General features: G+C 47.2%; 14 protein-coding genes. 2 read left to right on the top strand and 12 right to left on the bottom strand.

Annotated elements, in window-relative coordinates:
* The first annotated feature begins 103 nt into the window (after positions 1-103).
* Positions 104-688, top strand: a complete 585-nt coding sequence (locus tag AWV70_RS17295) for an ECF transporter S component (protein WP_060209733.1) — start codon at positions 104-106, stop codon at positions 686-688.
* A gap of 196 nt (positions 689-884) precedes the next feature.
* Here the strand turns inward: AWV70_RS17295 and AWV70_RS17290 are convergent, their stop codons facing one another.
* Both AWV70_RS17290 and AWV70_RS17285 read right to left on the bottom strand, forming a co-directional pair.
* The gene (locus AWV70_RS17290) at positions 885-1,694 is read right to left on the bottom strand and encodes an aminoglycoside adenylyltransferase domain-containing protein (protein WP_060209731.1); all 810 of its coding nucleotides are present in this window, start codon (positions 1,692-1,694) and stop codon (positions 885-887) included.
* Positions 1,695-1,809: 115 nt separating this feature from the next.
* On the bottom strand, positions 1,810-3,231 hold the full coding sequence (locus AWV70_RS17285) for a helix-turn-helix transcriptional regulator (RefSeq protein WP_060209729.1): 1,422 nt from the start codon (positions 3,229-3,231) through the stop codon (positions 1,810-1,812).
* 92 nt (positions 3,232-3,323) lie between these two features.
* Here AWV70_RS17285 and hutG point away from each other — a divergent pair, with 92 nt between their 5' ends.
* Positions 3,324-4,256 (top strand): formimidoylglutamase, encoded by a 933-nt coding sequence (hutG, locus tag AWV70_RS17280; RefSeq protein WP_414714848.1) that lies wholly within the window; start codon positions 3,324-3,326, stop codon positions 4,254-4,256.
* A gap of 58 nt (positions 4,257-4,314) precedes the next feature.
* Here the strand turns inward: hutG and AWV70_RS17275 are convergent, their stop codons facing one another.
* The 10 genes from AWV70_RS17275 to AWV70_RS24815 form a co-directional block, all read right to left on the bottom strand.
* A complete protein-coding gene (locus tag AWV70_RS17275; protein ID WP_060209725.1) occupies positions 4,315-5,241 on the bottom strand; it encodes an ArsA family ATPase in 927 nt (308 codons plus the stop codon).
* A 15-nt stretch (positions 5,242-5,256) separates the two neighbouring features.
* Positions 5,257-5,514 carry a cory-CC-star protein gene (locus AWV70_RS17270; RefSeq protein ID WP_060209723.1) on the bottom strand — a complete coding sequence of 86 codons (258 nt, stop codon included), beginning with the start codon at positions 5,512-5,514 and terminating at the stop codon, positions 5,257-5,259.
* A 12-nt stretch (positions 5,515-5,526) separates the two neighbouring features.
* A complete protein-coding gene (locus tag AWV70_RS17265; protein ID WP_060209721.1) occupies positions 5,527-7,269 on the bottom strand; it encodes a carbon starvation CstA family protein in 1,743 nt (580 codons plus the stop codon).
* 174 nt (positions 7,270-7,443) lie between these two features.
* Positions 7,444-8,424: a 2-hydroxyacid dehydrogenase gene (locus AWV70_RS17260; protein ID WP_060209719.1), complete on the bottom strand. Its 981-nt coding sequence runs from the start codon at positions 8,422-8,424 to the stop codon at positions 7,444-7,446.
* Between the two features lie 327 nt (positions 8,425-8,751).
* Positions 8,752-9,762 (bottom strand): GTP 3',8-cyclase MoaA, encoded by a 1,011-nt coding sequence (moaA, locus tag AWV70_RS17255; protein ID WP_060209717.1) that lies wholly within the window; start codon positions 9,760-9,762, stop codon positions 8,752-8,754.
* A gap of 5 nt (positions 9,763-9,767) precedes the next feature.
* Positions 9,768-10,340, bottom strand: a complete 573-nt coding sequence (mobA, locus tag AWV70_RS17250) for a molybdenum cofactor guanylyltransferase (protein ID WP_060209715.1) — start codon at positions 10,338-10,340, stop codon at positions 9,768-9,770.
* On the bottom strand, positions 10,340-10,573 hold the full coding sequence (moaD, locus tag AWV70_RS17245) for a molybdopterin converting factor subunit 1 (RefSeq protein WP_060209714.1): 234 nt from the start codon (positions 10,571-10,573) through the stop codon (positions 10,340-10,342). The genes mobA and moaD overlap by 1 nt, the downstream gene beginning before the upstream one ends.
* Positions 10,570-11,016, bottom strand: coding sequence for a molybdenum cofactor biosynthesis protein MoaE (locus AWV70_RS17240; protein WP_060209712.1), 447 nt, complete (start codon positions 11,014-11,016; stop codon positions 10,570-10,572). The genes moaD and AWV70_RS17240 overlap by 4 nt, the downstream gene beginning before the upstream one ends.
* The gene (gene mobB / locus AWV70_RS17235; protein WP_060209709.1) at positions 11,003-11,524 is read right to left on the bottom strand and encodes a molybdopterin-guanine dinucleotide biosynthesis protein B; all 522 of its coding nucleotides are present in this window, start codon (positions 11,522-11,524) and stop codon (positions 11,003-11,005) included. Before mobB ends, AWV70_RS17240 begins: the two co-directional genes overlap by 14 nt.
* A partial coding sequence (locus AWV70_RS24815) for a molybdopterin-binding protein (RefSeq protein WP_235588731.1) occupies positions 11,512-12,035 on the bottom strand: 524 nt, incomplete at its 5' end. The genes mobB and AWV70_RS24815, both read right to left, overlap by 13 nt.

The raw sequence follows: 12,035 nt of genomic DNA, 5'->3' as shown, positions 1-12,035 counted from the left end.
CTGACCCCTATTACTTTCAGTGAACTGGCACTTTTGTAATGGTCAGACCTCCAGTAAAATGAAAGGTATCAAAATTCCATGTAGTGAGGAAGTGGATTCGCATATGCAAATCATACAACGCAAAAAACAATCGGAAACCGACTTAGTGATTATACAACCCACAACGAAAACACGTGCAAAAACATTTGATTTAGTGCTTACAGCCATTTTGTCGACGCTTGTCCTCGTATCAACTGTCTTCATCAATATCAAACTTCCGATCGGTCAGGGCGGCTTGATCCATTTAGGGACAGGTGCACTTTTCATCGTTGCGATTTTATTCGGCCCGAAAAAGGGAGCGTTGGCTGGAGCCATCGGGATGGGCTTGTTCGATATTTTTGGCGGCTGGATCATTTGGGCGCCAACGACCATTGTTGCCCGCGCTTTGCAAGGCTATATCGTCGGGAAGATCGCTTGGTCGAACGGTCACCGAGGAGATAGCGTTCGACTCAACATCTTGGCAGCCGTTGCATCCACACCGGTCATGCTGGCCGTGTACTATATCGGGCAAGGAATTATGTACAACAACTGGGTTGCGCCACTGGCATCCATCCCGGGTGACCTCATTCAAAGCGCTGTCGGTCTGCTGATTGCCATACCGCTTTGCCTGGCTTTGAAAAAAACACCGTTTTTCCAGAAGAAATTTTGAATAGAATGCAGTGAAGAAAAGCTAACGGTTCGGTTGGCGGGTATAAAAAATGAAAAATAGTCCGATTAGATTAAACTTTAATAGTAAATCGGCAATAGAAAAAGGACGTAAAACTCTTAGATCTAAAAGTTTTTACGTCCTTCATTTCCAGAAGATGTGCGTAGTTTGTTTCACAATCGCGTCCTTTTACGGTAAATTATTCAAGCTCTATTTTGTACAAGCATTCCACCTTTTCAGCTATATAATCTCTTAAAAAGAACAATTCATTTTTAACAAAAGGACTATTATCTTTCTTACCCGTGTAGATATTAATCGCTTTTTTAAGTGTTATCTGCAAGTCTTGCGGCAATATCTTTAGCCCCCAGTTACCGGCTTCTTGCTTCGATGAAATAACCCCTTCTTTTAAATACCAAAATACCCTCATTAAGTTTAGTGAACAATAAACCGGTTCATCTTCAATATTCCGCAAACAGTCCAGAAAATCAGCCGCTATTGAAGAGATATAATCTTTTCTCGGAACTATTGGAAATACCTTATCAATAGAATCACCATCTACACATATACCCCTGTGGTTGGTTATTGTAATATGAGCCGCCAAGTCTGCATCAATGCTACTATCTTTATTTAAAAATTTGAATGTATTCCATATCAAATCATCTTGATACCGTTCTCTCCAAAATTCACTATAATGAAAATCAAATGGACAAGGATGCTGCCAGTCCTTTAACTGATTTTTGTTTAAAAAACTAATTTCCACTGGGAATGGGGAATTTGAATATCCCAAGAAGAACTGTGCTAATAGCCTTTTAACTTTAACATCCATTGCCTTGTTTGTAACAACGAGAATATCGATATCGCTACTATTCGGATTAAATCCTCCCATTGCCAAAGAACCGTGTATATAAAAACCAACAAAATCTTCTATTATAATCTTTTGAATACCTTTTTTAACGTCGCAAATAAAGTCCTTTACTTCAGGGGAACACGTTTCCCAATCATATCCCATTTCGCACTTCCTATTCTTTGTCTCTATCTATTCAAACCACCGTTAAACAATTTGTCCCTAGATTGTTGGTGAAAAGCAATTTCCATTCTTCACTGCTTTTTCTTTCACTCACTCTCTACCTCATCCTGAACTGATAAGGCGTCATCCCCGTCTCCTCTTTGAACCGTCGGCTAAAATATGTGGAATGCGTGAAGCCTGCAGATTTTGACACTTCCGCAACGGGAAGGTCGGTTTCCGTCAACAGACGCTTCGCTTCCTCAATGCGCATTTTCAGCAATGCCTCGCTGAAAGGCTCCCCTGCCTCCTTCGCAAACTTGCGGCTTAACGTGCTTTTGTGAAACTTCAACTCGTCGGCGCACGCCGCCAAACTCCAGGAAGCATCCCAATAATTTGCCGCAATCCGTTCCTGGACTTTTTCGACCAAGCTGCCTTCGCGATGCGATTGACCGGCGGAAGACTGCAGCAATTCCACAATGAACCCGATGAAGGATTGAATGATATGGTACATGACCGGCTCGCGGATGACCGTTTCAAACAATGCATGGTACGCCTTTTCCACTGCCTGCGACTTCAATGATTTTGCGGTCATATACCGTCGGATTTGCGCGAGTATACTCGTCAACCTGACACGGACCATTTCAGGATCTGGGAATGGCGATTCAAGCGTCAGGAAATCCTGTTCCATCCACTCTCGGATTTCTGCCATCTGCCGTTTCTCAAGCATCTCCACCCATTTCCGCTGCTCGAGCGGTGATAAAAACGGATCCATGTCACGCCAATGAAGATCGTCCTGCTCGATCGTCAGAATATCATAGCCGTCATAGAAGATCCGCTCGTGATACTTGCGCATTTTTTTATAAAGTTCGCGGTACGTCCTGTTTTCATCCGCATGCAAATAAATCGTCAGCAATGCGTCCGATTGGCGTTTCCATTGGGCAAAAAAGATCGAATATGCTTCATGAAGAACGTGAAGATCTTTCAATTTATGGACGACTAACACAAAATCTGAAAACGGGAAAATATTATATACGAGCGGAAAATCGTGCAATTCGAGTTCGCGGACGAGATGGTTGAGCTCCTCCAACCGCGATGGCGCGATTAAACTGAAAAGCACTGGGGTTTCCGCCTTTGTCTCGCCGATGAGAAAGTCTTCGTATGTGACGACTGCTTCCCTCGGTTGGACGGGGCCTTTTAGCTGCGTCTTTTCATTCCGCCAACGGAAGCGGATTTGCTGGACTTGTTTGACGAGCCGGTCGGGCTGGAATGGCCGGAAGAGGATGTCTTCCGCTTTTAGGGAGAGTGCTTTGTAGACTGTTTGGAATGTCCTTTCGGAGGAAATGCCGAGCCAGATTGCGTGAGGCGGCAGTTCGAATTCCGCTGTCATGATGTAGGTCATGTCGATGATGTAGAGGTATGCGTCGTCGGCAGCGTCAGTCCCCTCCGCAATATCCACTTGGACGTCATTCCATTGGGATGTAAGCAGCCATTTCAGCCCTTGCGCTTCGAGTGGGTCTTTGATGAGCAGTCGGATTTTCATAATATCAACCTCTTCTCAATCGATAGTTGGAATAATCATAATCTAGCTATATACTGAAGGCAAGAAGTCTTCTTTGGAAAGGGATGAGGGTTATGAATGAATCCATTTGGACAGGAAGGATTGATGATGTGGCAGACCGAGCGACTTTCCGTTATCATCAAGTTGTCGAAACGGTAGATATGCATGCGGCGAAGGACGGGTGTGCCATTATCGGATTTGAATGCGAGGAAGGCGTCCGGCGGAATAAAGGGCGGCTCGGCTCGGCAAAAGCTCCTAACGCATTGCGCACCGGGCTGGCAAATCTGCCGTGGAGATTCCCTGAAACTACCCAGCTATTTGACGTCGGCAACATTGCTTGTATAGGCGCAGAGTTGGAAGCTGCCCAGATTCAACTGGGAAAGGCGGTAGGAACGCTGCTTTCAAACAGGGTGACACCAATCATTCTCGGCGGCGGGCATGAAACCCTGTACGGTCATTATCTGGGGGTCCGTGAATTCCTAGGTCCGGACGCCTCTCTTGGCATCGTCAACATAGATGCCCATTTCGATTTGCGGCCTTACGACGAGCAGTCGTCTTCTGGCACGATGTTTAGACAGATTTTGGAGAATGATGCGAATGCGAGCTATTTTGTCACAGGCATCCAGCGGTACGGGAATACGCAGGAACTGTTCGACCGTGCCGATCTGCTTGGCGCCACATACATACATGAGGATGAAATGATCCCCGGCCAGCTCGAAAATTTGATGGATTCATTGGATGCCTTCATGGACAAGCATGATGCAGTGATGTTGACGTTATGTACTGACGTCTTGAATGCGGCGTTTGCCCCAGGCGTAAGCGCGACTTCCCCGTTCGGAATTGAGCCGTCTACCGTGCGCGCGATTATCCGAAAGGTCACTGGGCATGAAAAGACCCGGTCATTCGACATTTGTGAAGTGAATCCCGCTTTGGATGAAAACGGGAAGACTGTGAAGCTCGGCGCTTATTTTGTGAATGAAGCAATTGCGGCGTTCATGAAAAATTAATTTCGCTAAGCAAGAAGGCAATCTTAGGTTAATTTCCCACTAAGATTGCCTTCTTTTCTTACACTAATTGTTCACTAAACCGAGCCAAATCCTGATAGCTCGTAATATCTCCCTGAAAAAGAGGAACATAAAGGATGTCTTGGTTCTTAAACGTCCTCTCTATTATCTCTACATATTTCCGCTCAAGCTCTTTCCGTTCATTCCAAAACTCACCCTCGACCTGTACAGGGAGCATCTTATTGACAACAATCGATTTCACTTGAAGTGAATGCCGGTTCAGCAATTGGATTGCTTTTTCCGTTTCCAAAATTGGCAGCCGCTCCGGGTTCATAACGAAAATAAAACCTGTTGTCTGCGGATCCATTAATAGTTCACGGACTCGGGCAAAGCGGTGCTGCCTCTTTGCCAACACTTCAAAAATCGGATCTTCCACCGGCTCTCCGTCATTAAGCAGACGCGAGTAATTAACATTCGCCTTTTTTCGTTTTTCCAATAAGCCATGAATCCACACACCCATCAGTTCAGGAAGCGACAGCAAGCGGATTGTATGGCCGGTTGGCGCGGTGTCGAACACGATTTTGTCAAAACCCTCGCGCTCCTCCAAAATGATCGTAATCAGTTTATCAAAAAGAGCCGCTTCATCTGCACCTGGAGAAGCTTTTGCAGTGTCTAATTGGCGGTGCGCTTCCTCCATCATACTGGAATGGACGACGCCCTTTATGTTATTCTTCACGCCTGCAATGTACCGTTCCGTCTCAAGCTGCGGATCGATTTCAAGCGCAACCAACCGTTCCGCCACCTCCACCGGCTTGCCGCCGATCGTCCTGCCGAATATGTCGCCGACATTGTGGGCCGGATCCGTCGATACTAAAAGTGTGCGGTTCCCGGATGCGGATAAGTGGTGTGCAATGGCCGCCGCCGTTGTCGATTTGCCTACTCCGCCCTTTCCACCAACAAAAATGATTTGTTTCATCAGTACGTCCATCGTTTCCCCCTCATTTCAGCAACAGCGGATGCCATGCATCGGAGACTTCTCCATGCCCATGCGCAAATGCCATTCGTGGAATTTTTCGATCATATACGGATAGAGTTCCAATGTGTAATAATATGCCGGATTCGGAATCCCGATCATTTCGGAATAAAGGAGGAGGAAAAAGAGATCCTCTTCATCCCGTAACTCTGAAGCAATTTCCCGGCGATGGGGCAAACTAATGACTTCTTCATAGTAGTTAATCAGTCTTTTCAGGGAATCTATCATTACCTCCACCTATTAATCATCCAAGTCCGTTGAGATTTGTTGATTATCTTTGCTGGACAAGGCAGAGAATGCAGTCAAGATGATCCAAACAGCAAAGACGAAAATGATGGCGCCAAAAATGAAAAGCAGCCAGTTCGAGCTTGAACCGAACCATGACCATTCATAGACCACTTGCTTAAACATCGCCAACAGTGTCATGAATAGCAGGAAGATCATCGGAATGATGGCCACCATATAATTCCTGCCAAGCCGCTTAAGCCAAACTGCGATCAGCAGTAAACTAATGCCGGCCAACAATTGATTCGCCGTTCCGAACAAAGGCCAGAGCAAATATCCGCCGGATCCGAATCCATTCGGTCCTTCCGGCAGAAGCACAAGTGCTGCACTTGATAATACCGCAATCGATGTCGCCACATGCTTCTTTGACAGCTTCGGCATGTTGTATTCCATGCCCAATTCCGCAATGATGTATCGCATAAGCCGGACTGAAGTATCCAATGTCGTGGCGGCGAAGCTAATGACAATGATCGATACGATTGTCGTTGCCACATCAGCTGGTATATACAAGCTAGTCGCCAATTTACTGGCCCCTTCTACGAAAACAGTCAATCCGGAGCCATTTGCTGCACCGAAACTGCTGTAGGTTGCGAGGAATGCATCTTTATTGGGGAAGAAGGTGATGACCGCAATGATGGAGACAAGTGCTAAAATACCCTCGCCGACTGCTCCAAGATAGCCGACAAATCGGGCATCCGTCTCTTTATTCAGCTGCTTGGATGAAGTGCCGGACGAAACGAGTCCGTGGAAACCTGATATCGCTCCGCATGCAATTGTAATGAACAGAAGCGGGAACCACGATACGTCAGATGTTGCATTCGTCATAGGAGCCGTAATCGTAGGATTTGCGAAAAGCAAGCCCAAGTAGAGAATGCCAAGCCCGACTACCAGTTGGTGTGAGTTGATGAAATCACGCGGCTGCAACAGGCGCCAAACCGGTAGTGTGGAAGCAAAATAGACATACACCATTAGAATGACAATCCAAATGAAGAATGCCGTTGATACTGCACCAAGTCCAAACAGACCGGTTCCTTCCGTCCCGCCCATGTACTTCACAAGATCAATCTGCAAAAAGCCCACTTTGCTGGAGATAACTGCCGTAATATACATAACAGCCAAAGCGATCAGCGAAGGAACAAGCAACTTTTTCTGCCGCTTATAAACGGCGGTGCCGATCCAAATCGCCAGAGGAATTTGAATGAAAACCGGCAAAACGCTTGCGGGGAATTTAATGAACAAATTGGAGATGACCCAAGCAAATACTGCATTCACCATCAACACTAAAATGAGGATAATGAACAAAAACAGAATTTTCGCCCGTTGTCCAATGAGGCGGTGCGCTAACGTACCAACCGATTGGCCTTTATGGCGAACGGATAACACCAAAGTTCCGAAATCATGGACTCCAGCAGCAAAAACCGTTCCAAGCACGACCCAAAGCAAGGCTGGCAGCCAGCCCCAGTAGACGGCAATTGCAGGCCCCAATATCGGCGCTGCGCCTGCGACCGATGTGAAATGGTGTCCCCAAAGGACAAGCTTATTCGTCGGTACAAAGTCGACTCCATCTTTGTACCGATGCGCCGGCGTCACATAATTCGGATCTAATCTAAAGATCTTTTCAGCGACAAATTTCGAATAAAACCGGTAACCCAACGCAAAAACAATCATCCCTGCCACCGCAACAATAATTGCATTCAATTTCCCTTTCCTCCATTCCGTTTCTATTTGCACTTCGTTCGAAGAAGCTCTAACCGAAGTTATTTCCCGTATTTTCAGCTAGTACAATCTATTATCAAGGACAATTACTTATTCCCATTATCAAAAGATTGTGACGCGAATGCATATACGTAACGGATGGTTGGCAGGAACTGGCTATCTTGCAGAAGCTAATGAATTTACCTGGTCCTTCGGTTCTCTCCCCTCAAGCACATCTGTGATTGCTTCTACGTTCATTTTCATCATGGCACGGCGCGTTTCGACGCTTGCACTTCCGATATGCGGAACCGCTGTAATGTTCGGCAATGTGAGCAGTGGATGCCGGAGAGGAATCGGCTCCGTTTCAAAAACGTCCAGCCCCGCCGCGAAGATCGTTTCATTTTTCAACGCGTCATATAGGGCGACTTCATCGACAATGCCTCCGCGTGAAACACTGATAAGAGTTGCCGTTTTCTTCATGAGGGACAACTCCCGTTCGCCGATCATCTCTTTTGTCTCTTCGGTGAAAGGCACGAGAATCACAACATGATCGGCCTGTTTTAATAGGTCGTCCAGTTCGACATATTCGACGTCATACTTTTCTTCTGTTTCAAGCTTGCGGTTGCGATTGTGGTAGAGCACATGCATGTTGAACCCTTTCGCCCTGCGCGCAACCGCCTCACCGATCCGGCCCATGCCAATAATCCCTAGGGTTGTCCCGTGTATATCCATTCCTGTAAAGCCCATCGGCGTCCATGAAAGCCAGCCGCCTTGCCGCAAATCCTTTTCTGCTGAATTGAAACGGCGCGCCGTGGCGAGCAGCAAGCCGAATGCAAGGTCCGCGGTCGTTTCCGTCAGCACATCGGGCGTATTCGTCACGATAATGCCTTTCTCCTTCGCCGCTTCTATATCAATATTATTGAAACCGACTGCCAAATTGGAAATCACTTTTAGGTTTGCAGCGCTTTCCAGCATATCGCGGTCGATCGTATCCGATAACATCGTCCAGAGCGCATCGACTTGCGCAATTTCTTCCCTCAATACAGCTTTTGTCACCGCCACCTCTTCCGAATCCCACATCCGGACAGTGAACTTTTCTTTTAATGGCGCCACGAGCTCATCGGGCAGCTTTCTTGTAATAAAGATAGTCGGTTTCATCGCAATCCCTCCTGTTTCATTTATTTTAGCATAATTCAGTCGGTTCTTTTTCATGGTTATCTATCGAGTTCACAATTATATCGATTGAATATGGGGAGTTATCTATTGAATCGCGTGGATTATCTATTGAATATGGATAGCTTTCTATTGAATCATAAAACTTATCACCATTTCATGACTTTAGAACTATACTCACAATTCCTTATTAACCTAAATGGCCGCCCAAACAGTTATCGATCGTTCCCCAAGAGTTAGTATCATTTCGTGATTTAAGACCTATCTTCAACATGACAAAAAGTGCTCCGCAACTAGCGAAGCACCCATCAATCAGCCACCAATATAACTCATATTGATCTTCTTCCGGTTTTTCACCGTCTGTTCCGTCCGCTCGTCTGAATAACGGTCGCTGCGGCCTTGCCAGACACCCGTAATCGCTTCGAGCAGCTCTTCGTCCGACATGCCGCTGCGGATCAATTCCCGTAAATCAAATCCGGATGAAGCAAACAAGCAAGTATACAGCTTCCCATCCGATGAAAGCCTTGCCCGCGTACAAGTTGAGCAGAATGATTCCGAAACCGATGTAATAAAGCCAACTTCAGCCCCGTTGTCCAAATACCGGTAACGCTTCGCCACTTCGCCGTAATACTCCTCTTCGGCAGGCTCCATCTCGTATTCCGCCCGCAGCATTCCATAGATTTCCTTCTTCGTCACGACTTTCTCGAAGCTCCAGCCGTTGTCATTGCCGACGTCCATGAACTCGATGAAACGCAAGGTAATGCCGCGTTCCTTAAAATACGCCGCCATCGGGAGAATTTCGCTTTCATTCACACCTTTTTGTATGACCATATTCATTTTGATCGTGAATCCAATTTCCTTCGCGCGATCGATATTTTTCAAGATGAGCTCAGGCTTAATGCCGCGCCCGTTCATTTTTCCGAACAGTTCCGGATCCATCGCATCCAAGCTCATATTCAAGCGACGAAGGCCCGCGTCATACAGCGGTTGTGCATATTGACCGAGCAGCACGCCATTCGTCGTCAATCCGATGTCTTCGATTCCTTCAATCTTTGTCAGCTTTGCAATCAAGTCGGGCAGGTCGCGTCGCATTAAAGGCTCGCCGCCTGTCAGTCGCAGCTTCTTCACGCCTAGAGATGCAAATAGCTTCGCAAACCGCTCCATTTCTTCAAATGACAATAGCTCACTTTTCGGCAAAAACACATAATCATCACCGAAAATTTCCTTCGGCATGCAATACGTGCACCTGAAATTACAGCGGTCTGTCACCGAAATCCGTAAGTCCCGGATCGGTCGGCCTAATTTATCGACAATTGGATTCATCTTCGTCAACTCCCTTCCAAGACATCCGGAGTATTCGCATTCATGAAAATCTGGCTAGCGTCCTCTTCCGTCAGCAATTCGCCTTCAATCCACCGGACACCATGTTTCTCTTGGACATCCATTACCCGCCGCTTCCCATTTTCAAGCGCTTCTCGCAAATCCGGAAGCACAGCGGCATCCCATACGGATACGAGTGGGTGATATTTTCCGTCCAAAACGACAGCCGTCACGCCAGAACCATGGCATTCCAACAGCCGCTCGATCACATCAGCTGTCATGAAAGGCATATCACATGGCAAAACGATATAACGTTCCGCGCGCAGTTTTTCTATTCCCGACAAAATCCCCGCAATTGGGCCTTGTCCTTCAAAAGGTGCGATATCTGTCGTAATATGCAAACCTTCGGGAAACCGTTCCACCAATTCGGGGCGCGTCACAACAATGCACTCTTCACAAAACGGCGACAAGGCTTCCAATGATAATTCATAGAAAGGACGACCCTCCCACTCGGCAAATGCCTTCGGAGAACCGAACCGGCTCGACAAACCGCCAGCAAGAACAATTCCAGCCGTCTTCATCAGCCGCCGCTCACCGGAGGAATGAATGCACATACGTCACCGGATTGGATGACATCTTCTTTCAATGCATACTCTTCATTCACCGCCACTTGGACATTATCCGCCCCAAACCCAGGATAGGATTTTTCCGCCCAGTTCAGCAATTCTGCCACCGTCATCGAATCACGGTCAAGCGTCTCTTCTCCTTTACCTGTCAATTCACGCAGCCTCGCAAAATAATTCACTTTGATCATTTTTGTTCAACCCCCTTTTCAGGATATTTCTTCTGAGCACCGATCCACTCTTCCCCGTCTTCCCAAATTTCCTTTTTCCAGATCGGTACAACTTCTTTAATCCGGTCGATGGCATATTCATTCGCCTCGTAAGCCGCTTTTCGATGCGGTGAGGAAACAGCAATGACGACGGCAATATCCGAAATTTGCAGTTCTCCGATCCGGTGTGCGATTGCTACGCGTACGCCCGGCCATTTCGCTTCCATTTCTGCACCGATTTCCGCCATTTTCTTTTCTGCCATCGGGACGTATGCTTCATACGATAGGTATAGTGTCTTCACTCCATGCGTCCACTCCCGCACATTGCCCGTGAAAACTGTGACAGCGCCGGCTGAAGGATGAAGCACATAATCCATATATTTTTGAACCTCTATCGGAGTTTCTACAATTTCATATTGTTTCATCGTCATCTACCCTTCCAATCCACTTCACAAACCATTCATCGATCTGTTCAATCTGCTCGCGCGAATGAATATGGGGGCAATCCACCGAAATTTCCGGACACCCGATCACGAGCTGCCGCCCTTGCAAGTGACGGAGCGTATCCCAATCCTCTTCATTGCGCAGCAAAACAACTTTGCCCCCTGTCTCACCTTTATATCCTTCAATCAATAACACATCCGGCTTTCCAATCGTAGCTAATTCTTTAAGTTTGTCGAAACCGGGTTCTTCATTCCAATTGAATTGAATCGCTCCGCCGCCCGCAACGAGCGTTGCATTCGCTCCACTTGCTAAGAACCGTGCCGTGTCGGTTGCGGGCTCGCTCATGTCCGGCTTCCCGCCATGCCCATGATGCTTCAACACTGCGACAGATAACCCGTTCTTCTTCAATAAACGAACCCATCTCGCAACCAACGTCGTCTTGCCGCTATTTTTATAGCCGACGACTTGGAACGTCTTCATAGTGTCCATTCGCCGGCGCCCTGTTCACTGCCGACGAGCAGGATATCGACTTCATCCCCTTCGGCAAAGCCCCTCGTTCCGCTCGGCAGTACAATCAGGCAATTCCCTCGGGCAATTGACGATACGGCATTCGATTTATTGAATCCCGCTGGCACCGCAATCACTCCATCCGACGTCAACTTCCAAGTCGCCCTGATGAAACGCATGAACGGATTCGGCTTCGTAAAATCCTCGCCCAACATCGCCGTCATCCTTGGCATATAAGGGTCTGTTCCTCCCATCATCGCAAGAATTGCAGGCCTTGTAAACAGTTCGAATCCTGTGAAGCAGGCGGAAGGATTGCCGGAAAGTCCAAATAAGTATTTCTCTCCAAGAACCGCGACAGTCGTTACACTGCCTGGGCGCATCGCCACTTTGTTGAATAAAACCTTCGCGCCGAGCTTTTCGTAAATGGCTGGCAAATAATCATAATCACCGACAGATACGCCGCCCGTCGTAATAAGAAAATCTGTTTCTGCGA

Source organism: Sporosarcina koreensis (assembly GCF_001531445.1).
Classification (GTDB): domain Bacteria; phylum Bacillota; class Bacilli; order Bacillales_A; family Planococcaceae; genus Sporosarcina; species Sporosarcina koreensis_C.
This window is presented reverse-complemented; position numbering and strand designations above follow the sequence as displayed.

Excerpts from the sequence above, each read along its gene's own strand:
- moaD (WP_060209714.1), bottom strand. The coding sequence starts at position 10,573 with ATGATCAAAGTGAATTATTTTGCGAGGCTGCGTGAATTGACAGGTAAA.
- hutG (WP_414714848.1), top strand. The coding sequence starts at position 3,324 with ATGAATGAATCCATTTGGACAGGAAGGATTGATGATGTGGCAGACCGA.
- AWV70_RS17270 (WP_060209723.1), bottom strand. The coding sequence starts at position 5,514 with ATGATAGATTCCCTGAAAAGACTGATTAACTACTATGAAGAAGTCATT.
- mobB (WP_060209709.1), bottom strand. The coding sequence starts at position 11,524 with ATGGACACTATGAAGACGTTCCAAGTCGTCGGCTATAAAAATAGCGGC.
- mobA (WP_060209715.1), bottom strand. The coding sequence starts at position 10,340 with ATGAAGACGGCTGGAATTGTTCTTGCTGGCGGTTTGTCGAGCCGGTTC.
- AWV70_RS17275 (WP_060209725.1), bottom strand. The coding sequence starts at position 5,241 with ATGGACGTACTGATGAAACAAATCATTTTTGTTGGTGGAAAGGGCGGA.
- AWV70_RS17295 (WP_060209733.1), top strand. The coding sequence starts at position 104 with ATGCAAATCATACAACGCAAAAAACAATCGGAAACCGACTTAGTGATT.
- AWV70_RS17240 (WP_060209712.1), bottom strand. The coding sequence starts at position 11,016 with ATGAAACAATATGAAATTGTAGAAACTCCGATAGAGGTTCAAAAATAT.
- AWV70_RS17290 (WP_060209731.1), bottom strand. The coding sequence starts at position 1,694 with ATGGGATATGATTGGGAAACGTGTTCCCCTGAAGTAAAGGACTTTATT.
- AWV70_RS17285 (WP_060209729.1), bottom strand. The coding sequence starts at position 3,231 with ATGAAAATCCGACTGCTCATCAAAGACCCACTCGAAGCGCAAGGGCTG.
- AWV70_RS17260 (WP_060209719.1), bottom strand. The coding sequence starts at position 8,424 with ATGAAACCGACTATCTTTATTACAAGAAAGCTGCCCGATGAGCTCGTG.
- moaA (WP_060209717.1), bottom strand. The coding sequence starts at position 9,762 with ATGAATCCAATTGTCGATAAATTAGGCCGACCGATCCGGGACTTACGG.